General features: G+C 68.3%; 14 protein-coding genes and 3 rRNA genes. 10 read left to right on the plus strand and 7 right to left on the minus strand.

The features are described 5' to 3' along the window. Positions 1 to 80 precede the first annotated feature (80 nt). On the minus strand, positions 81 to 2,525 hold the full coding sequence (locus OHS81_RS22670) for a fructose-specific PTS transporter subunit EIIC (protein ID WP_328386505.1): 2,445 nt from the start codon (positions 2,523 to 2,525) through the stop codon (positions 81 to 83). Between the two features lie 488 nt (positions 2,526 to 3,013). Between OHS81_RS22670 and ahcY the strand changes: the two genes are divergently transcribed. Both ahcY and OHS81_RS22680 read left to right on the plus strand, forming a co-directional pair. After that, positions 3,014 to 4,471 carry an adenosylhomocysteinase gene (ahcY, locus tag OHS81_RS22675; protein WP_328386506.1) on the plus strand — a complete coding sequence of 486 codons (1,458 nt, stop codon included), beginning with the start codon at positions 3,014 to 3,016 and terminating at the stop codon, positions 4,469 to 4,471. A gap of 178 nt (positions 4,472 to 4,649) precedes the next feature. Then, the gene (locus tag OHS81_RS22680; RefSeq protein ID WP_328386507.1) at positions 4,650 to 5,264 is read left to right on the plus strand and encodes a hypothetical protein; all 615 of its coding nucleotides are present in this window, start codon (positions 4,650 to 4,652) and stop codon (positions 5,262 to 5,264) included. Between the two features lie 270 nt (positions 5,265 to 5,534). On the opposite strand, the gene OHS81_RS22685 is transcribed toward OHS81_RS22680, so the two are convergent. Beyond that, the gene (locus tag OHS81_RS22685) at positions 5,535 to 6,770 is read right to left on the minus strand and encodes an RDD family protein (RefSeq protein WP_328386508.1); all 1,236 of its coding nucleotides are present in this window, start codon (positions 6,768 to 6,770) and stop codon (positions 5,535 to 5,537) included. 112 nt (positions 6,771 to 6,882) lie between these two features. On the opposite strand from OHS81_RS22685, the gene OHS81_RS22690 reads away from it, so the two are divergent. The 4 genes from OHS81_RS22690 (at position 6,883) to rrf (ending at position 13,769) form a co-directional block, all read left to right on the plus strand. Beyond that, positions 6,883 to 7,890, plus strand: a complete 1,008-nt coding sequence (locus OHS81_RS22690; RefSeq protein WP_328386509.1) for a stage II sporulation protein M — start codon at positions 6,883 to 6,885, stop codon at positions 7,888 to 7,890. A 733-nt stretch (positions 7,891 to 8,623) separates the two neighbouring features. Continuing rightward, positions 8,624 to 10,152 (plus strand): 16S ribosomal RNA (locus OHS81_RS22695). A 304-nt stretch (positions 10,153 to 10,456) separates the two neighbouring features. After that, positions 10,457 to 13,578: ribosomal RNA gene (locus OHS81_RS22700) — 23S ribosomal RNA — on the plus strand. Between the two features lie 74 nt (positions 13,579 to 13,652). Continuing rightward, a 5S ribosomal RNA gene (gene rrf / locus OHS81_RS22705) occupies positions 13,653 to 13,769 on the plus strand. The 16S, 23S and 5S rRNA genes sit together here, the layout of an rRNA operon. A gap of 416 nt (positions 13,770 to 14,185) precedes the next feature. Here rrf and OHS81_RS22710 read toward each other — a convergent pair. The 5 genes from OHS81_RS22710 to OHS81_RS22730 are packed head-to-tail and all read right to left on the minus strand — an operon-like array spanning position 14,186 to position 20,027. Beyond that, positions 14,186 to 15,496: a DUF58 domain-containing protein gene (locus OHS81_RS22710; protein ID WP_328386510.1), complete on the minus strand. Its 1,311-nt coding sequence runs from the start codon at positions 15,494 to 15,496 to the stop codon at positions 14,186 to 14,188. Between the two features lie 9 nt (positions 15,497 to 15,505). Then, positions 15,506 to 16,471 (minus strand): AAA family ATPase, encoded by a 966-nt coding sequence (locus OHS81_RS22715; protein WP_328386511.1) that lies wholly within the window; start codon positions 16,469 to 16,471, stop codon positions 15,506 to 15,508. Beyond that, entirely contained in the window at positions 16,452 to 17,681 is a 1,230-nt protein-coding gene (locus OHS81_RS22720) for a DUF4350 domain-containing protein (RefSeq protein WP_328386512.1), read from the minus strand. Before OHS81_RS22720 ends, OHS81_RS22715 begins: the two co-directional genes overlap by 20 nt. Beyond that, positions 17,678 to 18,352, minus strand: coding sequence for a DUF4129 domain-containing protein (locus OHS81_RS22725; RefSeq protein ID WP_328386513.1), 675 nt, complete (start codon positions 18,350 to 18,352; stop codon positions 17,678 to 17,680). The genes OHS81_RS22720 and OHS81_RS22725 overlap by 4 nt, the downstream gene beginning before the upstream one ends. Positions 18,353 to 18,374: 22 nt before the next feature. After that, positions 18,375 to 20,027: a DUF7544 domain-containing protein gene (locus OHS81_RS22730; protein ID WP_328386514.1), complete on the minus strand. Its 1,653-nt coding sequence runs from the start codon at positions 20,025 to 20,027 to the stop codon at positions 18,375 to 18,377. 152 nt (positions 20,028 to 20,179) lie between these two features. On the opposite strand from OHS81_RS22730, the gene mtnA reads away from it, so the two are divergent. The 4 genes from mtnA to OHS81_RS22750 all read left to right on the plus strand — a co-directional run bounded on the left by mtnA (position 20,180) and on the right by OHS81_RS22750 (position 26,009). Next, positions 20,180 to 21,346 (plus strand): S-methyl-5-thioribose-1-phosphate isomerase, encoded by a 1,167-nt coding sequence (mtnA, locus tag OHS81_RS22735; protein WP_328386515.1) that lies wholly within the window; start codon positions 20,180 to 20,182, stop codon positions 21,344 to 21,346. Next, positions 21,343 to 22,020, plus strand: coding sequence for a two-component system response regulator MtrA (gene mtrA, locus OHS81_RS22740; protein ID WP_088797934.1), 678 nt, complete (start codon positions 21,343 to 21,345; stop codon positions 22,018 to 22,020). Before mtnA ends, mtrA begins: the two co-directional genes overlap by 4 nt. A gap of 64 nt (positions 22,021 to 22,084) precedes the next feature. Beyond that, positions 22,085 to 24,136, plus strand: coding sequence for an MtrAB system histidine kinase MtrB (gene mtrB / locus OHS81_RS22745; protein ID WP_328386516.1), 2,052 nt, complete (start codon positions 22,085 to 22,087; stop codon positions 24,134 to 24,136). After that, the gene (locus OHS81_RS22750; RefSeq protein WP_443058749.1) at positions 24,126 to 26,009 is read left to right on the plus strand and encodes an LpqB family beta-propeller domain-containing protein; all 1,884 of its coding nucleotides are present in this window, start codon (positions 24,126 to 24,128) and stop codon (positions 26,007 to 26,009) included. The genes mtrB and OHS81_RS22750 overlap by 11 nt, the downstream gene beginning before the upstream one ends. Positions 26,010 to 26,082 lie beyond the last annotated feature (73 nt).

Consider the following 26,082-nt stretch of genomic DNA (forward strand, 5'->3'; position numbering starts at 1 on the left):
GTTCGCCCACGCCCTAGTGGTGCCCCGAAGACGCACCAGGGTGCCCCCAGGGGCGCACAGCGGCGCCGCGCACTGGCGCCCTAATGGATCTCACCGAGGACACACAGAATCGCCGCCTCGTCCTCCGCCCCCTGCAGCCGGGCCCGGAATTCCGCGTCCATCAGCTTCCGTGACAGCAGCGCCAGGATGCGCAGATGCTCGTCGCCGGCCGCTGCCTCCGGCACCGAGATCATGAAGACCAGCCTGGCGGGCGTGCCGTCCGGCGAGCCCCAGTCGATACCGTCCGCCGACCGCGCGAAGGCGACGACCGGAGCGGTCACCGCATCCGTCTTGGCATGCGGAATGGCGATCTCCTCACCGAGCCCGGTGGTGCCCTGCGCCTCACGCGCCAGCGCCACCCGGACCAGCTCGTCGACGTCCGCCACCCTGCCGGTGCCGGCCGCCAGCTCGGCCATCTCCCGGATCGCCGCTTCCTTCCCGTCGGCATCGAGCTGCGTCTTGACGGTCTGCACGGTCAGATAGCCCGAGAGCACCTGGCCGGCGCCGTCGCTGCCGTCGCTGTCACCGTTGGCGCCGCCTTCGGCACCGTCCCCGCTGACACCGTCGTCACCACCGGCCTCGGAGGCATCGCCGTCCGCGGCATCGGCCCCGGCCACCTTCCCAGGGCCGGTGGCCGGCCCTGGGACAGCGGCAACCGCCGCGCCTGTACGGGACGCACCACCCGCCCCGGCAGCAGACCCGGCACCTCCTCCGCCGACAACGACCACGGGCTCCGCCGCCGACTCCACATCCGACACGGCCCTCGCCGACTCCGCCGACGCCACACCGGCAGCCGTCACACCAGCGGCCGTCGCGTCGGCAATCACCACACCGGCAGCCGCCGTGCCGACCGCATCAACGCCGACACGAGCGCCACCGGCCATCCCCCCACCGGCAGCGGTGACACCGGCACCACCCCCGGCTGCCCCCGCGCCCTCGGCTGCCCCCGCGCCCTCGGCCACCCGCGCCCGCACGCCCCCGTCCTTCCTCCGCTCCGAGACATCCACCAGCGTCACCGTCGTCAGCGCCGTGACCACCGTTCCGATCACCACGGCGACGAAGAACACCGGCACCCCGTCGACCGCACCCAGCACCGCGACGATCGGCCCGCCGTGCGGCACCGCGTCCGCCACCCCGGCCATCCCCGCCACGGCTCCGGCCACCGCGCCGCCGAGCATGTTCGCCGGAATGACCTGCGCGGGCCGGGCCGCGGCGAACGGGATCGCGCCCTCCGAGATCCCGAAGAGCCCCATGAACAGCGCCGCCATCCCCGTCTCCCGCTCCTGCTCGGAGTACAGGCGCCGGCGGATCAGCGTGGCCAGCCCCTGCCCGAGCGGCATCACCGGGATCGCGGCGGCGCACATGCCCATGACCGTCTGGTTACCGGAGGCGATCAGGCCGGAACCGAACAGGAACGCCGTCTTGTTGACCGGTCCGCCCATGTCGAAGGCGATCATCAGGCCGAGGACCGCCCCCAGCACGATCGCGCTGGTCCCGGTCATGCCGCTGAGCCACCCGGTGAGATGCGTGAACACCCACGAGATCGGCTTGCCGAGCACAGAGATGAAGAAGAGCCCGAGTGCGGTCGTGGCCACGATCGGGATCACGATGATCGGCATGATCGGCCGGGCGAACTTGGGAACCTCGACCTTCTTGATCCACACGACCAGATACCCGGCCAGGAAGCCCGTGACGATACCGCCGATGAAGCCGGCGCTCGCGTCCTTCATCCCGTACAACTCGCCGTGGGTGGCGATCCACCCGCCGATCATGCCCGGTACCAGCGCGGGCCGGTCACCGATCGCATAGGCGATATAGCCGGAGAGGACCGGCACCATCAGCTGGAAGCCGATGGTGCCGATGTGGTTGACGTCCCCCCAGAACGAACCGGGGGCGATCTTCAGCCCCTCGGGCGTCGGATGACCGCCCACCGCCAGCGAGATCGCGATCAGCAGACCGCCGACCACCACGAACGGAATCATGTAACTGACGCCGTTCATCAGCGCTTTGTACGCAACGCTGCGCTCCCGGCCGCCACCGGTGCCCCCGGAACCCGGCGCCGCACCGCCCTCGGCCCCGTCTCCTGCCCCGCCTCGGGCTCCGGCCCCGTCGCCCTCCGCGCCCCCGTACACCGGCGCGTTCCGCACTCGCTCGATCAGCCGCTCGGGATGGCGGATGCCCTCGGCCACCCCGACGACCAGGACCCTCTTGCCGGCGAACCGGCTGCGGTCCACCTCCTTGTCCGCGGCGATGATGACGCCGTCCGCCTCGCTGACATCGTTGTCAGACAGGACGTTCTCGGCCCCGATGGACCCCTGGGTCTCCACCTTGATCTCGTGCCCGAGGGCCCGGGCGGTCTGGGCCAGCTTCTCCGCGGCCATGTACGTGTGGGCGATCCCGGTCGGGCAGGCGGTCACTGCGAGCAGTTTCAGCACCTGCCCGCTCTTCCCCGCGCCCTCGGGGGGATCAGCTGGAGTGGTGGTCACGCGACTCTCCTTACGAACGTGCGCGCGGGGGTGCATCCGTTCCCGCGCTGCCAGGCATCCTGCATGACGTCGCAGCACGCGCCAACCCCTCCGGGACCGCGGCCCCAGCAGCCGGAACCCGGGTCGCCGGCGCCCCTAAGCCCGGGAGGCAACGTCCGCCCCGGCGCCCCGGAACCCGGGAGGCAACACTCGTCCCGCCGCCCTTCCCCGACCGGCACCGCACCCGCCCCGGCCCCTCCTGGCTGGGGTTCACCGGGCCGATCGGTGTAGATTCGTGACCAGTGCCAGACGTCGCTGCTGATGGCGGTCGGGCGGCCCGCACCGCGGACCGGCCGAGGGAGAGAGGGCCTCCGACGGACTGCGCTGCGGCCAACGGGAGAGGTGCGTCCGCTTCCGCGTACGCTCGTATATGCCCCGGTCACGCTGGGGCCCCGGCCCGCGCCGCAGACTGCCAGCCCATCCACCTCGACGCTCGAGGAGCAGCCCGCATGACGACAGCAGCCACCGGCCAGGACTTCAAGGTCGCCGACCTGTCCCTCGCCGCCTTCGGCCGCAAGGAGATCACCCTCGCCGAGCACGAGATGCCCGGCCTGATGGCGATCCGCAAGGAGTACGCCGCCGCCCAGCCGCTGGCCGGTGCCCGGGTCACCGGTTCCCTGCACATGACCGTGCAGACCGCCGTCCTGATCGAGACCCTGGCCGCCCTGGGCGCCGAGGTCCGCTGGGCGTCCTGCAACATCTTCTCCACCCAGGACCACGCCGCCGCCGCCATCGCGGTCGGCCCGAACGGCACCCCGGACGACCCCCAGGGCATCCCGGTCTTCGCCTGGAAGGGCGAGTCGCTGGAGGAGTACTGGTGGTGCACGGAGCAGGCACTGACCTGGCCGAACTCGCCCACCGGCGGCCCGAACATGATCCTCGACGACGGTGGTGACGCCACCCTCCTCGTCCACAAGGGCGTCGAGTACGAGAAGGCCGGCAAGGTCCCGGCGCTGGAGACCGCGGAGAGTGACGAGCACCGCGCGATCCTGGAGCTGCTGACCCGCACGCTGAACGAGGCCCCGCAGAAGTGGACGAACCTGGCCTCCGAGATCCGCGGGGTCACCGAGGAGACCACGACGGGCGTGCACCGTCTGTACGAGATGCACCGGGACGGCGAACTGCTCTTCCCGGCGATCAATGTGAACGACGCCGTGACGAAGTCGAAGTTCGACAACAAGTACGGCTGCCGCCACTCCCTCATCGACGGCATCAACCGCGCCACCGACGTCCTGATCGGCGGCAAGACGGCCGTGGTCTGCGGCTACGGCGACGTCGGCAAGGGCTGCGCGGAGTCCCTGCGCGGCCAGGGCGCCCGCGTCATCATCACCGAGGTCGACCCGATCTGTGCCCTGCAGGCCGCGATGGACGGATACCAGGTCACCACCCTCGAGGACGTCGTCGAGACCGCCGACATCTTCGTCACCACGACCGGCAACAAGGACATCATCATGGCGTCGCACATGGCGCAGATGAAGCACCAGGCGATCGTGGGCAACATCGGCCACTTCGACAACGAGATCGACATGGCCGGCCTGGCGAAGCTCGAGGGCATCGTCAAGGAAGAGGTCAAGCCCCAGGTCCACACCTGGACCCACCCGGACGGCAAGGTCCTGATCGTGCTGTCCGAGGGCCGCCTGCTCAACCTGGGCAACGCCACCGGTCACCCCTCGTTCGTCATGTCCAACTCGTTCGCGGACCAGACGCTGGCCCAGATCGAGCTGTTCACCAAGCCCGAGGAGTACCCCACCGACGTCTATGTGCTGCCCAAGCACCTGGACGAGAAGGTGGCCCGTCTCCACCTCGACGCGCTGGGCGTCAAGCTCACCGAGCTGCGTCCCGAGCAGGCCGCCTACATTGGCGTCCAGGTCGAGGGCCCGTACAAGCCCGACCACTACCGCTACTGAGCCGGCTCCAGCGGGCGATCACCAACCGGTCGGCCCCGCCGACCGCTGGTGCTCCCCACAGCAGCCGGTGATCCCAGGCCCTCGCCCCTCACGGCGGGGGCCTGGCCCATGAGGACCCCGGACAGACCCGCCGCCCCCGACTCACCGGCACGTCGCCGCCCGAAGGACTCGACCCCCTATGCCCCGCGGCCACTACTCCCTCCACGACCCGCACGATCACACCCCCCTCGGTGAAGAGCACTTCCACTGCGCCACCGGCCCCTCGGGCTGGCGCTATGTCTCCCAGATCGTCAACCCCTCCGGCGACCACACCGGCTCCGTCGACCTCACCCTCGACGAACTCGGCCGGCCCCTCCGCCTCGAACTCCACGCCTCCGCCTGGCAGGTCCGCGGCGCCGCCCTGGAGGGCGTCACCTGGGTACGCACCGACCCGACCGGTGAACACGCCACCGAAGGCAACGTCCCCGCCCACGCCTTCACCGGCGCGTCCCCCGCATTCCTCATCGCCACCGCGCGCCTCCTGCGCCCCGCCCTCGGTGCCGGCGCCGTCCGCACCCGCCTCGTCGCCTTCACACCCCCCGTCCTCGCCCCCCGCACGCTCGACCAGTCCTGGGCCCTGCTGAAAAGCACACCACACGCCACTGACAACGCCCTCCTGATCGCCGACGAATACCAGGTCAACGACCTGGAGACCGGCGAACAGCACACCGTCCACATCGCCGGCGACGTGGTCCTCTCCGCCCCCGGCATCGAACTCGAATCCCTCGAATCCCCACCGTCGACGTTCCCCTGACACGCCTGCTCCGCCGGTCGCCGCCCTTCACCGTCGCGGGCAGGCCCGTCGCGACGCGTCCGCCGCGGCAGCCCCCCGTGACAGCGGGCCTCCTCACGCATGCTCATGGCAGGCCCTGTGCACCACCTGCCACGGCTGGCAACGGCCCGACGCGGAGCGCGCCCCGCCGCGACCACCGAATACGCCAGGTCCGAACCGGCGCATCCACCGCCCGACACCCGCCGGACCTCCCCGCCGGCCGGCTCCCACACCTCACCTCTCACCGGCGCCTCACACCGGCGGCGCAAACCCCGTACGCGGCAGCCCGCCCGCTCCGCCACTCTCCGCATCACCCCGACGCTCCCGCTGCTCCGGCACCCCGAGCACCCCGGCACCGTCCTGGCACGCCGGCTCGTCCCGGGCCGCGGCACCACCCCCGCCCCCGGGAGCCTGGGCCCCGCCCCCGGGCGGCGCCCAGCCCCCAGCCGCAGCCGACGACACCGCTGCCGCGACCGACGACACCGCACTCCCTGCCGTCACCGGGCCCTCTGCTGCCCCCGGATCCCCTGCGCTACCCGACGACGCGGCGCCCTCCGCCACCCCCACAGCCCGGACCAACGCCTCCGGCTCCCCACGCCAAGAGTCCTCACGCCAAGACTCCCCACCATCCGCAGCGCCCGCCGCCCTGCCGACGGCCGTCGTCCCGCCCGCCGCCGTCGCCGTCCCGCCGCCCGCCGTCGTACCGCTGGCCGCTGCCGTCCCGCCCGCCGCCACCGACGCCCCGAACGCCCGCCGCGCTTCCCGCGCCTGCCGTTCCCCGACCACTGCCGCCAGATACGCCGCCGGATGCACCCCCGCCGGCCCCGGCACCCCGGTGAACTCCCGCAGATCCTCCGCCAGCCGCCCCGCCATCGCCCCGCCGACCTCCGGATCGAGCTGCCCCCTCCGCGCCAGGTACTGCCGCACCGCCAGCCACCACCCATCGGGCACCCGCGACAGGTCTAGCGCCCCGAGCTCCGCCACCAGCCACGGAGGCGGAGGCGGCAGCGCCGTCCCCACCTCCGCCACAGGCATCCGCTCCCGTATGACCAACGTCCCCGCGAACACATCCCCCACCCGGCGCCCCCGCGCCGACAACAGGGAGGCGATGGCCGCCACCACCCCCATCGTCATCACGATCTCGATGGCCCCCATCGCCCCGCGCACCAACGCGTGCCGGAACCGGATCGGCCCCCCGTCCTCCCGTACGACCCGGAGCCCGCAGACCAGCTTCCCCAGCGACCGCCCGTGGCTCAGCGTCTCGATGGCGATGGGTATCCCGACCTGGACCAACACGAACGTCGCCACCGACACGGCCGCCACCGCCGCACTGTCCATCGACGACGTGGCGCTCAACAGCAGCAGCGAGGCGCCGAGGTAGACCGCCCAGCCCACCGCCACATCGACGGCCACCGCCAGACCCCGGCTCGGGAGCCTGGCCGGCCGCAGCCCCAGCACCACCGCTTCACCCGTGACGAGTCCACTCACGCCGCGCTCACTCCCTCTCGCTCCCCGATGTCCCGCCCACCCCACGCCGGACACGGCCAGTCTGCCAAGCTGATCCGGCCCCCACCCACGGCGCTGCGAGGAGCGACACCACATGGACCTCGATGTCTTCGTCACGGCCCATGGCGCGGAATGGGACCGCCTCGACACCCTGCTCCACCGCAAACGCCGCCTCACCGGAGCCGAGGCCGACGAACTGGTCGCCCTCTACCAGCGCACCACCACCCACCTCTCCCTCCTCCTCTCCAGCGCCCCGGACCCGGTGCTGACCAGCCGACTCACCTCTCTTGTGGCCCGCGCCCGCAGCACGGTCACCGGCGCCCGCAAGGCCTCCTGGCGCGACACCGCCCACTTCTTCACCACGGCTTTCCCCGCGGCGGTCTACCGCCTGCGCCACTGGTGGATCCCGACCGCGATCCTCTCCACCGCGGTCGCCGCCCTCCTCGGCTGGTGGATCGCCGCCCACCCCGACGTTCAGGCGGCGATCGGCGCCCAGGAAGACCTACGCAATATGACCCGCCCCGGCGGCGAGTACGAGACCTACTACTCCAGTCATCCCGCCGCATCCTTCGCCGCCCAGGTATGGACGAACAATGCCCAGGCCGTCGCCCTGTGCCTCGTCCTCGGAGCCTTCGCCGGACTCCCCGTCCTGTGGATCCTCTTCCAGAACATGCTCAATCTGGGCGTCGGCATCGGCCTGATGTCCTCGGCCGGCCGACTCGACACCTTCCTCGGGCTGATCCTTCCGCATGGCCTCCTCGAACTGACCGCCGTCTTCATCGCGGCCGGCATCGGCCTTCGCCTGGGCTGGACCCTCATCGACCCGGGCCCCCGCACCCGCCGGACCGCCCTGGCCCAGGAAGGCCGCTCCGCCCTCGGCGTCGCCATTGGACTCGCCGGGGTCCTCTTCATATCCGGCGCCCTGGAAGGCTTCGTCACCCCTTCCGGCCTCCCCACCTGGGCCCGCATCGGCATCGGCATCGCCGCCGAACTCGCCTTCCTCCTCTACGTCTACGTCCTGGGCGGCCGCGCCGTACGTGCCGGAGCCACCGGCGACGTGGACCTCACCGACCGCGAAGCCACCGTCCCGACCGCCGCGTGATGTGCATCCAGCCCCGCTGGCCTGCTAATCTCCTCTTCGCCCCAGGAGCCCGTTGACACGAGCGCCAGGGGGAGGTAGATTCGAACGGTTGCAACGAACTGGACAAGTTCATCCGCGACGGTTAGTATCCTCTCCGCTTCGGCCGGAATTTCTCTTCGGCGAGGCGCAACCGACCACTTACCGGAAGACCCCGGTCGATCAATTCGACCGAATCTCTTCTGATAAAGTCGGAAAAGCCAAAAGGCACCCCCCTCCGACGGGGAATCGGAAGCGAATTCGGACCGGCAACGGAACGAAATCGGGTCTGCTAGAGTCGGAAAGGCCGGAAAGCGAAAGCGGAACGGCCGACCCGCTCCAACAGGGAGCCAGAGACGGAAACGGATCTGGTAAGGTTGGAAACGCGAAGAAGCCGAAAGGCGGAAACGCTCCGGCGAAGATCGGGCCCGCAAGGATCTGATAGAGTCGGAAACGCAAGACCGAAGGGAAGCGCCCGGAGAGCCTGGTGAAACAGGCACAAAGGAAGCGTCCGTTCCTTGAGAACTCAACAGCGTGCCAAAAGTCAACGCCAGATATGTTGATACCCCGTCCACTTCGGTGGATGAGGTTCCTTTGAAAGTCCACCACGGCCCAAGCGGTCGGGGTGGCACACACAGCGAGGACGCTGTGAACGACCGGACCTATTCCGTCTGGTTGTTCCGCTCTCGTGTGTGTTTCACCCGATTACGGGTAAACATTCACGGAGAGTTTGATCCTGGCTCAGGACGAACGCTGGCGGCGTGCTTAACACATGCAAGTCGAACGATGAACCTCCTTCGGGAGGGGATTAGTGGCGAACGGGTGAGTAACACGTGGGCAATCTGCCCTTCACTCTGGGACAAGCCCTGGAAACGGGGTCTAATACCGGATACGACTACCGACCGCATGGTCTGGTGGTGGAAAGCTCCGGCGGTGAAGGATGAGCCCGCGGCCTATCAGCTTGTTGGTGGGGTGATGGCCTACCAAGGCGACGACGGGTAGCCGGCCTGAGAGGGCGACCGGCCACACTGGGACTGAGACACGGCCCAGACTCCTACGGGAGGCAGCAGTGGGGAATATTGCACAATGGGCGAAAGCCTGATGCAGCGACGCCGCGTGAGGGATGACGGCCTTCGGGTTGTAAACCTCTTTCAGCAGGGAAGAAGCGAGAGTGACGGTACCTGCAGAAGAAGCGCCGGCTAACTACGTGCCAGCAGCCGCGGTAATACGTAGGGCGCAAGCGTTGTCCGGAATTATTGGGCGTAAAGAGCTCGTAGGCGGCTTGTCACGTCGGATGTGAAAGCCCGGGGCTTAACCCCGGGTCTGCATTCGATACGGGCAGGCTAGAGTTCGGTAGGGGAGATCGGAATTCCTGGTGTAGCGGTGAAATGCGCAGATATCAGGAGGAACACCGGTGGCGAAGGCGGATCTCTGGGCCGATACTGACGCTGAGGAGCGAAAGCGTGGGGAGCGAACAGGATTAGATACCCTGGTAGTCCACGCCGTAAACGTTGGGAACTAGGTGTGGGCGACATTCCACGTCGTCCGTGCCGCAGCTAACGCATTAAGTTCCCCGCCTGGGGAGTACGGCCGCAAGGCTAAAACTCAAAGGAATTGACGGGGGCCCGCACAAGCAGCGGAGCATGTGGCTTAATTCGACGCAACGCGAAGAACCTTACCAAGGCTTGACATACACCGGAAAACCCTGGAGACAGGGTCCCCCTTGTGGTCGGTGTACAGGTGGTGCATGGCTGTCGTCAGCTCGTGTCGTGAGATGTTGGGTTAAGTCCCGCAACGAGCGCAACCCTTGTTCTGTGTTGCCAGCATGCCCTTCGGGGTGATGGGGACTCACAGGAGACTGCCGGGGTCAACTCGGAGGAAGGTGGGGACGACGTCAAGTCATCATGCCCCTTATGTCTTGGGCTGCACACGTGCTACAATGGCCGGTACAATGAGCTGCGATACCGCGAGGTGGAGCGAATCTCAAAAAGCCGGTCTCAGTTCGGATTGGGGTCTGCAACTCGACCCCATGAAGTCGGAGTTGCTAGTAATCGCAGATCAGCATTGCTGCGGTGAATACGTTCCCGGGCCTTGTACACACCGCCCGTCACGTCACGAAAGTCGGTAACACCCGAAGCCGGTGGCCCAACCCCTTGTGGGAGGGAATCGTCGAAGGTGGGACTGGCGATTGGGACGAAGTCGTAACAAGGTAGCCGTACCGGAAGGTGCGGCTGGATCACCTCCTTTCTAAGGAGCACTTCTTACTCGGACTTGTCCGGGTCAGAGGCCAGTACATCAGCGAATGTCTGATGCTGGTTGCTCATGGGTGGAACGTTGACTATTCGGCACACTCGGTTGGTTGTCACTAGTACTGCTTCGGCGTGGAACGTGGGGATTGATGGAGTGGGCCGGGCACGTTGTTGGGTATCTGAGGGTACGGACTGTGAGTCTGGACCTTCGCGATGCCGGCCCCAGTGAACTCAGCCTTCGGGTTGGGGTGGTGGGTGGCTGGTCGTTGCTTGAGAACTGCACAGTGGACGCGAGCATCTGTGGCCAAGTTTTTAAGGGCGCACGGTGGATGCCTTGGCACCAGGAACCGATGAAGGACGTGGGAGGCCGCGATAGGCCCCGGGGAGCTGTCAACCGAGCTTTGATCCGGGGGTGTCCGAATGGGGAAACCCGGCAGTCGTCATGGGCTGTCACCCGCTGCTGAACACATAGGCAGTGTGGAGGGAACGCGGGGAAGTGAAACATCTCAGTACCCGCAGGAAGAGAAAACAACCGTGATTCCGGGAGTAGTGGCGAGCGAAACCGGATGAGGCCAAACCAGTCACGTGTGATACCCGGCAGGGGTTGCGTGGTTGGGGTTGTGGGAGTTCTCTTGATCGGTCTGCCGGCCGGTCGACGAGTCAGAAACCGTTGATGTAGGCGAAGGACATGCGAAAGGTCCGGCGTAGAGGGTAAGACCCCCGTAGCTGAAACATTAGCGGCTCGTTTGAGAACCACCCAAGTAGCACGGGGCCCGAGAAATCCCGTGTGAATCTGGCGGGACCACCCGTTAAGCCTAAATATTCCCTGGTGACCGATAGCGGATAGTACCGTGAGGGAATGGTGAAAAGTACCGCGGGAGCGGAGTGAAATAGTACCTGAAACCGTGTGCCTACAAGCCGTGGGAGCGTCGCGCATCGAGCTTGCTCGGTGCGTCGTGACTGCGTGCCTTTTGAAGAATGAGCCTGCGAGTTTGCGGTATGTTGCGAGGTTAACCCGTGTGGGGAAGCCGTAGCGAAAGCGAGTCCGAATAGGGCGTTGAGTAGCGTGCCCAAGACCCGAAGCGGAGTGATCTAGCCATGGGCAGGTTGAAGCGGAGGTAAGACTTCGTGGAGGACCGAACCCACCAGGGTTGAAAACCTGGGGGATGACCTGTGGTTAGGGGTGAAAGGCCAATCAAACTCCGTGATAGCTGGTTCTCCCCGAAATGCATTTAGGTGCAGCGTCGTGTGTTTCTTGCCGGAGGTAGAGCACTGGATAGGCGATGGGCCCTACCGGGTTACTGACCTTAGCCAAACTCCGAATGCCGGTAAGTGAGAGCGCGGCAGTGAGACTGTGGGGGATAAGCTCCATGGTCGAGAGGGAAACAGCCCAGAGCATCGACTAAGGCCCCTAAGCGTGTGCTAAGTGGGAAAGGATGTGGAGTCGCAGAGACAACCAGGAGGTTGGCTTAGAAGCAGCCACCCTTGAAAGAGTGCGTAATAGCTCACTGGTCAAGTGATTCCGCGCCGACAATGTAGCGGGGCTCAAGCACACCGCCGAAGTCGTGTCATTGCAGCATGAGGACCAACGTCCGTTGTGATGGGTAGGGGAGCGTCGTGTGCCGGGTGAAGCAGCCGTGGAAACGAGTTGTGGACGGTTCACGAGTGAGAATGCAGGCATGAGTAGCGATACACACGTGGGAAACGTGTGCGCCGATTGACTAAGGGTTCCTGGGTCAAGCTGATCTGCCCAGGGTAAGTCGGGACCTAAGGCGAGGCCGACAGGCGTAGTCGATGGACAACCGGTTGATATTCCGGTACCCGCTTTGAAGCGCCCAATATCGAATCCATTAATGCTAAGGCCGTGAAGCCGCCCTGGAGTCTTCGGACAAAGGGGAGTGGTGGAGCCGCTGATCCAAGGTGGTAGTAGGTAAGTGATGGGGTGACGCAGGAAGGTAGTCCAGCCCGGGCGGTGGTTGTCCCGGGGTAAGGGTGTAGCCCGTCATCCAGGCAAATCCGGATGACATGAGGGTGAGACCTGATGCCGAGCCGATTGTGGTGAAGTGGATGATCCTATGCTGTCGAGAAAAGCCTCTAGCGAGTTTCATGGCGGCCCGTACCCTAAACCGACTCAGGTGGTCAGGTAGAGAATACCGAGGCGTTCGGGTGAACTATGGTTAAGGAACTCGGCAAAATGCCCCCGTAACTTCGGGAGAAGGGGGGCCATTGCTGGTGATGGAATTTACTTCCTGAGCTGGTGGTGGCCGCAGAGACCAGCGAGAAGCGACTGTTTACTAAAAACACAGGTCCGTGCGAAGCCGTAAGGCGATGTATACGGACTGACGCCTGCCCGGTGCTGGAACGTTAAGGGGACCGGTTAGTCACATTTCGGTGTGGCGAAGCTGAGAACTTAAGCGCCAGTAAACGGCGGTGGTAACTATAACCATCCTAAGGTAGCGAAATTCCTTGTCGGGTAAGTTCCGACCTGCACGAATGGCGTAACGACTTCTCGACTGTCTCAACCATAGGCCCGGTGAAATTGCATTACGAGTAAAGATGCTCGTTTCGCGCAGCAGGACGGAAAGACCCCGGGACCTTTACTATAGCTTGATATTGGTGTTCGGTTCGGCTTGTGTAGGATAGGTGGGAGACTTTGAAGCCGTGACGCCAGTCATGGTGGAGTCATTGTTGAAATACCACTCTGGTCGTGCTGGATGTCTAACCTGGGTCCGTGATCCGGATCAGGGACAGTGTCTGGTGGGTAGTTTAACTGGGGCGGTTGCCTCCTAAAGAGTAACGGAGGCGCCCAAAGGTTCCCTCAGCCTGGTTGGCAATCAGGTGTTGAGTGTAAGTGCACAAGGGAGCTTGACTGTGAGACTGACGGGTCGAGCAGGTACGAAAGTAGGGACTAGTGATCCGGCGGTGGCTTGTGGAAGCGCCGTCGCTCAACGGATAAAAGGTACCCCGGGGATAACAGGCTGATCTTCCCCAAGAGTCCATATCGACGGGATGGTTTGGCACCTCGATGTCGGCTCGTCGCATCCTGGGGCTGGAGTCGGTCCCAAGGGTTGGGCTGTTCGCCCATTAAAGCGGTACGCGAGCTGGGTTTAGAACGTCGTGAGACAGTTCGGTCCCTATCCGCTGTGCGCGTAGGAGTATTGAGAAGGGCTGTCCCTAGTACGAGAGGACCGGGACGGACGAACCTCTGGTGTGCCAGTTGTCCTGCCAAGGGCATGGCTGGTTGGCTACGTTCGGAAAGGATAACCGCTGAAAGCATCTAAGCGGGAAGCCTGCTTCGAGATGAGTACTCCCACCCCCTTTGAGGGGTTAAGGCTCCCAGTAGACGACTGGGTTGATAGGCCAGATATGGAAGCCTGGTAACGGGTGGAGTTGACTGGTACTAATAGGCCGAGGGCTTGTCCTCAGTTGCTCGCGTCCACTGTGTAGGTTCTGAAGTAACGACCTGTGATTGTGCCGGGTTGGTTAACTTCATAGTGTTTCGGTGGTCATTGCGTTAGGGAAACGCCCGGTTACATTCCGAACCCGGAAGCTAAGCCTTTCAGCGCCGATGGTACTGCAGGGGGGACCCTGTGGGAGAGTAGGACGCCGCCGAACAATTTTTCAGCTCCGGTCCCTGAACCTTGATGGTTCAGGGACCGGAGCTTTTTTGCGTTGGTGACATGCCTCGTTTCCGGCTTCGACTCCGGGGGCGGGGCATTTTTGCGTGGCGAGGTGGAGTGTTGGGCTTATGGGGTGTGGTCAGGGGAGGGGGATGGCGGGGGTTGGGGAAAGAAAGCTGAAGCGGCTGGGTCTTGGCTCTCTGCCGGTGTCCTTCAGCTTGTTTGCCGGCGTTCTCGAGCGCCCTCTGGGCGGAGTGTGCTGCTGAGGTTGGGACGGGTCCACCTGGCGGTGGTGTCGTTCTCCCGTGGGGCTGTTGGGTAGCCCATGCTGCGTAGCCACGCCACATATTTCGTGGTGTGTATCCGCCGCTGTCCAGAGCTTGCATTCCGGAGAGGTGGGGCCAGACGGCTCTACAGGCGGCCGGTGGACTTCAGGGTGAGGTAGGCATCGGCCAGGTCGGGGGCCAGGCGGGCCGGGGTGGAGTCGATGACGGTGATGCCGTGGTGGCGGAGGCGGTCTGCGGTGCGGCGACGGGCGGCGTGGGTCTGTTCCGCTGCGGCGGCTGCGTAGACGGCCTGCGGGGTGTGACGGCCGGCGGCCATTTCCTCGATGCGGGGGTCGGCCACCGCCGCGACGATGAGTTCGTTGCGTTGGGCGAGGCCAGGGAGGACGGGCAGGAGAGCTTCTTCCACAGGGGCTGTGTCCAGGCCGGTGAAGAGCACGATGAGGGACCGTCGCGGGGTGCGGCGGTGGATGGTGGCGGCCAGGCCGCGGGCATCTGCCTCGACCAGTTCGGATTCGAGGGGCGCCAGGGCGTCGGTCAGGGCCGGGAGAAGGTCGCGTGCCGTGCGGCCTTGTACGGAGGCGCGTATGCGGCGGTCGTAGGCGAGCAGGTCCACGCGGTCGCCCGCGCGGGCGGCGAGGGCGCCGAGCAGCAGGGCGGCGTCCATGGAAGCGTCGAGGCGGGGAATGTCGCCGACTCGCCCCGCGGAGGTACGGCCGGTCTCCAGGACGAGCAGGATGCGCCGGTCGCGCTCGGGGCGCCAGGTGCGGACTGCGAGGGTGTGCCGGCGGGCGGTGGCGCGCCAGTCGATGGAGCGGGTGTCGTCGCCGGGGGTGTAGTCGCGGAGGCTGTCGAACTCGGTTCCTTCGCCACGGGTGAGGATGCTGGTGCGGCCGTCGAGTTCGCGGAGCCGGGCGAGCTTGGCGGGGAGATGCTTGCGGCTGGTGAAGGGGGGCAGGACGCGCAACGTCCAGGGGACGTGGCGGCTTCCTTGCCGGGCGGCCAGGCCGAGCGGGCCGTAGGAGCGGACCGTGACGCGGACCGCCTGATGGTCGCCGCGGCGGGTGGGGCGGAGCGTGGTGGTGAGGCGGCGGCGTTCGGCGGCGGGGATGCGGATGCTGTGGCGGGACTCGGAGGCGTCCGCGCCGGGGCGGAAGGAGCTCGGGGGCCAGGCGTCGCGGAGCGTGGCGCGCAGGGTGCGGCGGCTCGGGTTGGTGATGGTGAGGTGCGAGGAGGCTTCGCCCGTCAGTCGAACTGTTGTGTCACCGGTTCGGGTGATATGCAGCTTTCGCACTGGCGCGGCGAGCAGGAGATCGCACAAAATTGCTAGCAGCAAGGCGAGTTGGACGAGGACGACGCCAAGCCAGCTGGGCAGCACGAAGCCGACGAAGAGTGCTCCGAGTGCGGAGATGAGGGCGGTGCGTCCGGTAAGGGCCACGGTGTCGTCTCAGCGGGGGACGGGGAGATGAGCGAGAACGGCGTTGATCACGGAGTCTGCGGTGACTCCTTCCATCTCCGCTTCGGGGCGGAGGTGGACGCGGTGCCGGAGCGTGGGAAGAGCAAGGGCCTTGACGTCGTCAGGGGTGACATAGTCGCGGCCGGTGAGCCAGGCCCAGGCTCGTGACGTGGAGAGCAGGGCGGTGGCGCCTCGGGGGGAGACGCCGAGAGAGAGCGAGGGGGAGTCTCGGGTGGCACGGCAGATATCGACGATATAAGCGGTGACTTCGGGGGAGACGGCGGTCTTGGCGACCGCGGCCCGGGCAGCGTCGAGGTCAGCGGTGGAGGCGACGGGGCGCAGTCCGGCGGCGCCCAGGTCGCGAGGGCTGAAGCCGGCCGCGTGCCGGGTGAGGATGTCTATCTCGTCGTGACGGGCGGGGAGCGGCACCGTCAGTTTCAGCAGGAAACGGTCGAGCTGAGCCTCGGGGAGCGGGTAGGTGCCCTCGTACTCCACGGGGTTCTGTGTGGCCGCCACCAGGAACGGCTCGGGGAGGGGGCGGGCTGCGCCGTCGACGGTCACCTGCCGCTCTTCCATCGCTTCGAGCAAGGACGCCTGGGTCTTGGGAGGCGTGCGGTTGATCTCGTCGGCGAGCAGGAGATTGGTGAAGACGGGGCCTGGCTGGAAGGAGAACTCGGAGCTGCGGGCGTCGTAGACCAGTGAGCCGGTGACATCGCTCGGCATCAGGTCTGGGGTGAACTGGACGCGCTTGGTGTCGAGTTCGAGTGCGGCCGAGAGAGCGCGTACGAGCAGGGTCTTGGCGACGCCGGGGGCGCCTTCGAGGAGCACATGACCGCGGCAGAGCAGGGCGACGACCAGCCCGGTGACGGCGGGGTCCTGGCCTACGACGGCCTTGGCTATCTCGGAGCGCAGGTCCTCCAGGGAGGTTCGGGCGCTGTCAGCGGTCGGGGTGCTCACGGGGGGCGTGCCTCTCTTGGTAAACGATCGAGGATTCGAGTGCGTCGAGTTGGTCGGCCAGGTGCACCAAGGCTCTGTCGTCCGCGGGAGCCGGGCCGAAGAGCAGGGCATGGAGACCTGCTTCGGTGCCGGGGGCGGAGGTCGAGTGGGTGTGGAGAGCGGGCAGGAGGGCGTCGGCAGTGTGGGCGTGCGCCGAGGACACTCCGATAAGAGGGGCGAGCCGGGTGCGGGTTGCGGAGCGCAGCACGGCAGCGGCCCGGTCGCGGGCGTTGGCCTGCTCGTAGAGGCGGGCGTGGCCCTCGGTGGTTTCGGCGGCCGGGACGGTGACGGGGAGCCGTTCCGCAATCAGCGGGCCGAGTCGGCGGGCGCGCCACAGGGCCGCCAACACGGCGGCGAAGGCGAGTTGGAGCAGGGCCCAGCGCCAGCCGGAAGGGATGAGGTCGAGGAAACCGCGCTGATCGCCCTGAACGGATGACGGGTCGCTCACGGAGGGGAGGTACCAGACCAGATGCTTGTGCGTACCGAAGAGTTGAAGGGCAAGCGAGGCGTTGCCGTGCTCGGCGAGATGGTGGTTGTAGAGGAGATCGGCGGAGCCGAGGAGCACGGTGTCGCGGCCGTTGTCCGGGGCCGGAAGCCGCAGCAGGGTGGGGGCGCCGGCGCCGGGGTAGCAGCGATCGGCTCCGTCGGCGGCGGTGGCGTAGCGGAGGCCGCCGAGGAGGGCGCTGCCCGCACGGCGGGCATCCGGCAGGGAACAGGAAGGCCGGCGTACCGAGGTAGGGGCCGGGGGTTCCATTTGGACGCCGGGGGCGAAGGTTTCGAGGGCCGCCGTTCGCGGGGCGAGCAGGACGGTGCGACCGGGAGTGTGCGCAGTGGCGGTGTGCAGGCCCGTCAGCTGATCTTGTGTCAGCAGGTCAGGATTGGTGACGAGCAGCGTGGTGCCGGGGCCGGCCGCGGCAGCGGCCTCCTCGGAACTGGTCGCGACCTGGGTGGAGACGCCGTGGGAGGCCAGGAGTTGGGACAGGGCCCGGCTCCCGGTCCGGTCGGCGGAGCGCGGGTCGAGCCGTCCGTGCTGCTCGCCGGACTGCAGAGCCCCGAGGACCACACCGCTGACGACGAGCAGAAGGAGCGCCAGCAGCGGGCCGCGGAACCGGGTCCACAGACTACGAGCGGTGGGAGTTGGCGCGGGGGCGCCGGTGGCGGCCGTGGTCATCCGCTGCTCCTGGTCGGGGTGGTGGCCAGGGCGGGCTTGGCGTGCTGCAGATCGGTGTCGAGGCCGGCCAGGAGGGCGTACGCCGCCTCCGTGCCGGGACGGCCGCCGTATGTGACGTCGTCGAAGGTGCGGGCCGCGGTGCGGAGTTGGCCGGCGTACTCGGGAAATGCGCGGCCGGCTTCGGTGGCGGCCTCGTCAGCAGTGCGGCCAGGGCCGGGGGTGAGCAGGGTGCGCTCTTCCAGGGCGAGGACGAGGGCGCGCATCCGGTCCTGGACGGCCTGGTTCCAGCGGCTCTCGGCGGCGTGCCGGTCAGCTGCGGACCGGTGTTCGGCGGCAGTGCGAGGCGCTTCGGCGAAGAGTGCGCCGCTCGTGGCCGGAGTGCGGCGTACCGCACCAAGACGCAGCCGGAGGGCGATGAGCAGCAGAACGACGCAGGCGGCAATGGCGAGGAGCCCGATCCAGCCACCCGGTGTGGTGCCGGCGGCCGCGTTGGCGAGTTCGTTGATGCGTGCCCAGAGCCAGTCAAGAGCCTGCTGGATCGGGTTGGGGTCGTGCTGGTGGTACCGGGGGTCGGACAGTTCGCGTTCGGCCGCCTCGCGGGCGGGGACGCGTGGAGTCCGCACCGGTATGTCGTCGTCGGAGCGCGCCACGAGTCGTCCGAGCGCGGCCATGTTCCCCCCTCCGGTCACCGCATCAGCTTCCCGGCGCGGCGTCGTCGGGGCATGGGCCGGGACGGTCGGCGGGCGGAGTGGTGTCCGTGGCCGGGGCGGCCGGGGGCGTGGCGCCGCCGGTGGTCGCGGTGCCCGCCTCGGGGCTGTGCGCGTCGGTGCTTTCCTCTGCTGGGGCGCGTTCCGTGTGGGCGCCTTCCGCGTGGGGGCCGTCCGGCGTGGAGTTGTCCGTCTTCGCCTCGTCCGCAGGGGTGCCGGCGGAGGCCGGGGCGGCAGTTGCCGGTGCGTTGTCGGCGGTCGTGCTCGTGGCTGGGGGAGCGGGCGCGGCCGGGTGGGGGCGGGGAGCGTCGGTGCCGTAGCCGGGGAGGCCCGCGGCGCGGGCGAGTTCGAGGTCGAGTGCCTCGCGGCGGATGCGCTGGTCCATGTACAGGAGCGCGGTGACGCCGGCGGTGATCGGGAAGGTGATGGTGGAGCTGATGACGGCTCCGATGCCCAGCACGATCAGGAAAGGCCAGCTGGTGGTGTTGCTGGTGCCGTTCGCCCAGTCCACGAGGCTCTCGCCGCCGATGACGAAGGCGATGATGGTGGCCGGGATCTGGATGATGAACTCGACGATGCCCACCAGGAGGAAAGCGAGGAGCTGCACCCCCAGCACCCGCCACCAGGTGCCCCGTACGAGCTTCGCGGAGCGGCGCATGGCGCTGACGACGCCCTGCTTCTCCAGCATCAGGGCGGGGGAGGCGAGGCTGTAGCGGACCCCCAGCCAGATGCTCACGATGCCGGCGGCCAGCCCGCCGAACAGGGTGAGGAGCAGCCCGGCTTCCGGGGTGCCGGTGGCGGTGAGGATGAGGCCCGGAGCCACGCCGACTGCGCATATCGCCGTGATGAACAGGGGCAGCAGGACAAGCAGGCCGAGCAGGCGCGGGAGTTGGGTACGTGCATCGCGCCAGGCTTCCCCGGCGGTCGCCGAGCGGCCCAGGACGGCACGGCTCACGACCATGGTCAGGAGCCCCGTGACGACGAGGGTGGCGAGCAGCCCGATCGCCGTGGTGATGCCGCTGGCGGCGAGCGCGGTGCCCATCCGCTGCAGGGTTTCGCGGAGGGGCGGGACATTGTCGTCCGCCAGGGAAGGCGCGCGGCCGGAGCCCTGGAACCAGAGGCCGTTGACCACGGTGATGGCGGTCTGTGCGACGACCGCGACGATCAGCGAGATGCCGAGGACCGTGCGCCAGTGGGCGCGCATGGTGGCGACGGCACCGTCGAGGATCTCGCCGACGGCGAGCGGGCGCAGCGGAATGATGCCGGGCTTGGCGGCCTGCGGCCCGGATGCCCAGGCACCGCCCCAAGGGGGCTGACTGCCGGGGTGGTTGCCCCAGTGGCCGGGATTGCCGCCCCAAGCGGGGCCTCCCGGGCCGGGCGACGAGGCACGGGAGCGCTCGCCGCTCGCGAGGCTACCGCTCCCGTGGGGGCCGCTCTGGCCGGGGATGCCGGTGGGGGCCGACCAGCGGCCGGCGGGGGGCTGTTCCTTGGACCAGTTCGGCGGGGTCGGCTGCTCGCCGGAGCCGGACCGGTCTTTCTGCGGGGGCTGCTCTTCCTGTGGGGGCTGCTCCTGAGTGCCGCGGCCCGGCTCGTCGGAGGGAGTGGATCCGGGCGAGGCCCAGCCCGGAGAGTTGTTCATCGTCGCTCCTTCTTGCTGCCCGTCCGCCGGGGCGGCCGGGGTGCGGGGTCCGCGGTGGCAGTCATCGTGTCATGGCCGTCGGCGTTGTGTACCGGTGCCTGGAGGGAGAGGGGACCTTCTGTTCGAGGGGCGATCGGCGGCAGACTGAACGAATGGGCGATCAGTACGAGGTATCCGAGGCGGGCGCCGAGGCGCTCACCATTCCGTCGTTGCGTTGGGAGGAGCTGCCCGAGGGGCCCGTGGTGGTCCTCCTCGATCAGACCCGGCTGCCGGCGGAGGAGGTCGAGCGAGTCTGCACGGACGTTCCGGCGCTGGTGGAGGCGATCCGGACGCTGGCCGTGCGCGGGGCGCCGCTCCTGGGCATCGCGGGCGCCTATGGCGTCGCGCTGGCCGCAGCGCGGGGCTTTGACGTGGAGGAAGCGGTGGAGGCGCTGGCGCAGGCCCGGCCGACCGCGGTCAACCTGGGCTACGGCGTGCGGCGGGCGGCCGCTGCGTACCGCGCCGCGGCGGCCGGCGGGGCCGATGCGCAGGCGGCCGCGGCGCTGGCCGAGGCGCGGGCCGTGCATGCCGAGGACATCGAGGCCAGCGCCCGGATGGCGGAACACGGGCTGGCGCTGCTGGGCGAGCTGCTGCCGGGCGGCGGCCACCGGATTCTCACGCACTGCAATGCGGGTGCGCTGGTGTCCGGGGGCGAGGGCACCGCCCTCGCAGTGGCGCTGGCGGCGCACCGTGCCGGTGAGCTGCGCCGGCTGTGGGTGGACGAGACGCGGCCGCTGCTGCAGGGGGCGCGGCTGACCGCCTACGAGGCCGCGCGCACGGGTATGGCCTACACGGTGCTCCCGGACGGCGCGGCAGGGTCGCTGTTCGCCGGGGGTGAGGTGGATGCAGTGCTGATCGGCGCGGACCGGATCGCGGCGGACGGTTCGGTGGCCAACAAGATCGGCAGCTATCCACTGGCGGTGCTGGCGCGGTACCACCACGTTCCGTTCGTGGTGGTGGCCCCGACCAGCACGGTGGATCTGGAGACCGAGGAGGGGTCGGACATCGAGGTGGAGCAGCGGCCGGGCCAGGAAGTGACGGAGTTCTCGTTGCCGTACGCACAGGGGCCCGGGGTGGAGGCGGGCACGGGTATACAGGTGGCGCCGTTGGGCGCACAGGCCTACAACCCGGCCTTCGACGTCACTCCGGCGGACCTGGTGACGGCGATCGTCACGGAGGCCGGAGTGGTGTCGCCGGTGACCCGGGACGGGCTGGCAGAGGTGTGTTCCACGTCACGATGGAGTAAGTCACGATCAGGTAATGGGATGATGGCCGAATGAAGGGACGCGTCCTGGTCGTCGACGACGACACCGCACTGGCAGAGATGCTTGGCATCGTGCTGCGCGGCGAAGGTTTTGAACCGTCGTTTGTCTCGGACGGTGACAAGGCCCTTGCGGCCTTCCGCGAGACCAAGCCCGATCTTGTGCTGCTCGACCTGATGCTGCCGGGGCGGGACGGTATCGAGGTGTGCCGGCTGATCCGGGCCGAGTCCGGAGTGCCGATCGTCATGCTGACCGCCAAGAGCGACACGGTGGATGTGGTGGTCGGGCTCGAGTCGGGCGCGGACGACTACATCGTCAAGCCGTTCAAGCCCAAGGAGCTGGTGGCCCGTATCCGGGCGAGGCTGCGGCGTTCGGAGGAGCCGACGCCCGAGCAGCTGGCGATCGGTGACCTGGTTATCGATGTGGCGGGCCACTCGGTGAAGCGCGAGGGGCAGTCGATCGCGCTGACGCCGCTGGAGTTCGATCTGCTGGTGGCACTGGCGCGCAAGCCGTGGCAGGTGTTCACGCGTGAGGTGCTGCTGGAGCAGGTCTGGGGCTATCGGCACGCCGCCGACACCCGGCTGGTCAATGTCCATGTGCAGCGGCTGCGCTCCAAGGTCGAGAAGGATCCGGAGCGGCCGGAGATCGTGGTGACCGTGCGCGGGGTCGGCTACAAGGCCGGGCCCAGCTGAGATGACCCGGGACGGTTCGGCCCCGGAGGGAAAGCGGGGGCGCACCGTCGACCCGTCGGGCGATATGTCCTTTTCGGGGAAGGTGTCTGCCTGGCTGCTGCGCGGGGGGCAGCTGCTGCCCGACGGCGCGGTGAGCGGGCCGGTCCACCCTCTGCTCCGGCTCTTCAGCCGCTGGGTGCGGCGGCCGCTGCTGCCCGCCCTGCGGCTGTGGCGGCGCAATATCCAGCTGCGCGTGGTGGCGACCACGCTCCTGATGTCGCTGGCCGTGGTGCTGCTGCTCGGCGTCGTGGTCGTCGGCCAGGTCCGCAACGGCCTGCTCACGGCCAAGGCGCAGGCCGCGCAGAGTCAGGCCGTGGGCGGCTTCAGCGTCGCCCAGAAGATGGCCGACGGCGCCGACGACACCCGGCCCGACGACACCGCGCGCACCGGAAACCGCGGCACCCAGGACTCCGCGACCTGGCTGACCGGCCTGGTCGAACAGCTCGCCAGCGGCGGGCAGGGCGTCTTCTCCGTCGTGGCGCTCAGCTCGGACTCCGACGAACCGTTCGGTGACTCCAGCCCCGGCACCCGCGGTCCGCGCGCCTCCGGCGATGTCGATCCCGAGCGCAGCGTGCCCCCCGAGCTGCGGCGGAAGCTGGAGACCAAATCCGGGACGTTCCGCCAGTACACCGAGATCAAGCGCATCGGGTCGGACGACGGCGTACCGGCGTTGATCATCGGCAAGCGGCTCAACGATGTGAACAGCAACCAGTACCAGCTCTACTACCTCTTCCCGTTCAGCCAGGAGGAGGAGTCGCTCAAGCTGGTGACGGGGACGCTGGCGACGGCCGGGGTGTTCGTCGTGATCCTGCTCGGCGCGATCGCCTGGCTGGTGGTGCGGCAGGTCGTCACGCCCGTACGGATGGCCGCGGGGATCTCCGAGCGGCTGGCCGCCGGTCTCCTCCAGGAGCGGATGAAGGTCACCGGCGAGGACGACATCGCCCGGCTCGGCGAGTCCTTCAACAAGATGGCGCAGAACCTCCAGGTCAAGATCCAGCAGCTGGAGGAGCTCTCGCGGATGCAGCGCCGCTTCGTCTCCGACGTCTCGCACGAGCTGCGTACGCCGCTGACGACCGTACGGATGGCGGCCGATGTCATCCATGAGGTGCGGGACGAGTTCGACCCCGCCACCGCGCGCTCCGCCGAGCTGCTGCGCGGCCAGCTCGACCGCTTCGAATCCCTGCTCGCGGAGCTGCTGGAGATCAGCCGGTTCGACGCCGGGGCGGCCGCGCTGGAGGCCGAGCCGATCGATCTGCGCGATGTGGTGCACCGCGTCATCGAGGGGGCCGAACCGCTCGCCGAGCGCAAGGGCACCCGGATAGTGGTACGCGGCGCCGAGCAGCCGGTGATCGCCGAGGCGGACACCCGCCGGGTGGAGCGCATACTGCGCAATCTCGTCGTCAACGCCGTCGAGCACGGCGAGGGCCGCGAGGTGGTGGTGCGGCTGGCGTCCGCGGGCAGCCCGAGCGGCGGCGCGGTGGCCGTCGCGGTGCGTGACTACGGTGTCGGCCTCAAGCCCGGCGAGGCCAGCCGGGTCTTCAACCGTTTCTGGCGTGCGGACCCGGCCCGGGCCCGCACGACCGGCGGTACGGGGCTGGGCCTGTCCATCGCCGTCGAGGACGCCAGGCTGCACGGCGGCTGGCTGCAGGCCTGGGGCGAGCCGGGCGGCGGCTCGCAGTTCCGGCTGACGCTGCCCCGTACGGCCGGCGAGACGCTGCGCGGGTCCCCGATCCCCCTGGAGCCGGAGGACTCGCGGCGCAACCGCGGACTGGACGAGACGGGACAGCCGCGGGCCGGGGCGGCGCGCAAGACGTCCACGATCCCGGTGCAGACGCGTGCGGCACAAGCGGCTGACAGCGCAGTCCCCGCCCCGGAGCCGAAGGTGTCCTTGCCGGCGGCCGACCCGACGGCGCTGCCCGGCAACGGTGCCCGTGTGGTGCCGCACAACGGGGGTGCAGGGAGCGACGAGGCGGCGCACGGCGAGAGTGCGTGCGCTGACGAGCCGGTCGACGAGGGCCGGGGCGAGCAGGAAGCCGAACGGGGCGTGGATCGGGAAGGCGGGCTGCGTGGACACTGAGCGCCGAGACGGGCACCAGGCGGGGACCGGACCCCGTACGCGCGCCCGCAGGGGAGCCGGGCCGGCGCGGACATTCCTGCTGCTGGGCTGCGCGGCGGCGTTGCTGGCCGGGTGTGCGTCGATGCCCGACGGCGGGGACGTCACCTCGGTCGACCAGTCGCCGCGCTCCGAAGGCGAGTCGCAGGTGCGGGTCTACGGAGTCCCCCCGCAGGACGGTGCGCAGCCGACCAACATCGTCCGCAGCTTCCTCGATGCCACGACCAGTGACGAGGCGGATTTCCGTACGGCCACCCAGTATCTGGCCAAATCGGCGAAGCGGACCTGGCGGCCGTTCCAGGTCACCAATGTGCTCCAGGAGCGCCCGAAGCCCGAGCCGAAGGCGCTGCCCAACCGGGAGGACTCGAACGGCTACACCGTCACCCTGTCCGGCAGCCAGGTGGCGGCGGTGGACGACAGCCACGCCTACACCCCTGAGGAGAAGCCCTACCGTCAGACGATCCACCTCATCAAGGAGGACGGACAGTGGCGGATCGACCGGCTGCCCAACGGGCTGGTGCTCGGGTTGTCGGACTTCCAGCGCATCTATCGCTCCGTCAACAAGTACTACTTCGCGTCCTACAACTCCGAGTCGGGGGAGCCGAAGGCGAACCGGAACGTGCTGGTCGCGGACCCGGTCTATCTGCGGCAGCGAATAAAGCCGATCACGGCCAGCGTGGAGGCGCTGCTGTCCGGGCCCACCGACTGGCTGAACCACGTGACGACCTCGGCCTTCCCGACCGGCACCCGGCTGGCCGCGCATGACCTGGCGCTGGACGACTCCAACGCGCTGCGGGTCAAGCTCAGCAAGGACGCGGTGAACACCGACACCACCCAGTGCAAGCAGATGGCGGCTCAGCTCTTCTTCACCGTCCAGGACATGACACGGGCTTCGAAGATCAGCGAGGTCGAGCTCCAGGACAACAGCGGCAACTCGCTGTGCTCACTGTCCCAGGAGCAGGCCCAGCAGGACTTCGCCCCGTCCCCGGGCACCGGGCGCTCCGGCAAGGAGTACTTCATCGACGCCGACCACAAGGTCGTCGGAATGTCGGACTCCGCGACCGAACCGACGCCGGTGCGCGGGCCGTTCGGCACCGGCAAGACCCCGCTGCGCTCGGTTGCCATCTCGCGCGGCGAGGACACCGCGGCGGGTGTGTCGGGCGACGGCCGGTCGCTGTATGTGGCGCCGATGGAGGACGGCATCGAGCGCGGTGATCCGCTGCTGACCAGCACGGGTTCGGCCAAGAACCCCGATATGGGGCTGACGGCGCCGAGCTGGGACGGTCTGGGCGATCTGTGGATCGCGGACCGCGATGCGCACGGTTCACGGCTGCTGCGGCTGCGCGAGGGCAAGAGCGCCCCCGAAAAGGTCGCGGTGCCCGGTCTCGGCGACCGCCGGATCAAGGCGATCAAGGTGGCCGCTGACGGCATCCGGATCGCGGTCCTGGTGGAGGACAAGGGCCGTACGACACTCCAGTTGGGCCGGGTCGAGCGCGACGGAAGTTCGGCGCATCCGGAACTTTCGGTGCAGGAACTGCGGCCGATCGCACCCCAGTTGGAGGATGTGGTGGCCGCATCCTGGGCGGGCGGCAGCCGGTTGGTGGTCGTCGGGCGGGAGTCCGGCGGGGTCCAGCAGATGCAGTTCATGGAGACCGACGGCTCGGCGTCCAACGCGCAGACCCTGCCCGGCGTCAACGGCGTCATCGCGGTGGCGGCCTCGGAGGACGAGACCCGGCCGTTGATCGCCGATGCCACGGAGGGCATTGTGCGGCTGCCTCCGGACGCGAACTGGAAGACCGTGGCGAAGGACGGGACGGCGCCGGTCTATCCCGGGTGAGTGGGGGCGGCTGGTGGGCGGTCGCCGCCGGCTGGTGGGTGTGCCCCGTGGGCGGTGGCCGTGAGCGGTGGAC

This window comes from Streptomyces sp. NBC_00400 (assembly GCF_036048035.1).
Lineage (GTDB): Bacteria > Actinomycetota > Actinomycetes > Streptomycetales > Streptomycetaceae > Streptomyces.

What these genes read in the sequence shown, in the direction of transcription:
- mtnA (WP_328386515.1), top strand. Translation starts at nt 20,180, where the DNA reads ATGGGCGATCAGTACGAGGTATCCGAGGCGGGCGCCGAGGCGCTCACC.
- OHS81_RS22690 (WP_328386509.1), top strand. Translation starts at nt 6,883, where the DNA reads ATGGACCTCGATGTCTTCGTCACGGCCCATGGCGCGGAATGGGACCGC.
- ahcY (WP_328386506.1), top strand. Translation starts at nt 3,014, where the DNA reads ATGACGACAGCAGCCACCGGCCAGGACTTCAAGGTCGCCGACCTGTCC.
- OHS81_RS22730 (WP_328386514.1), bottom strand. Translation starts at nt 20,027, where the DNA reads ATGAACAACTCTCCGGGCTGGGCCTCGCCCGGATCCACTCCCTCCGAC.
- mtrA (WP_088797934.1), top strand. Translation starts at nt 21,343, where the DNA reads ATGAAGGGACGCGTCCTGGTCGTCGACGACGACACCGCACTGGCAGAG.
- mtrB (WP_328386516.1), top strand. Translation starts at nt 22,085, where the DNA reads ATGTCCTTTTCGGGGAAGGTGTCTGCCTGGCTGCTGCGCGGGGGGCAG.
- OHS81_RS22720 (WP_328386512.1), bottom strand. Translation starts at nt 17,681, where the DNA reads ATGACCACGGCCGCCACCGGCGCCCCCGCGCCAACTCCCACCGCTCGT.
- OHS81_RS22680 (WP_328386507.1), top strand. Translation starts at nt 4,650, where the DNA reads ATGCCCCGCGGCCACTACTCCCTCCACGACCCGCACGATCACACCCCC.
- OHS81_RS22725 (WP_328386513.1), bottom strand. Translation starts at nt 18,352, where the DNA reads ATGGCCGCGCTCGGACGACTCGTGGCGCGCTCCGACGACGACATACCG.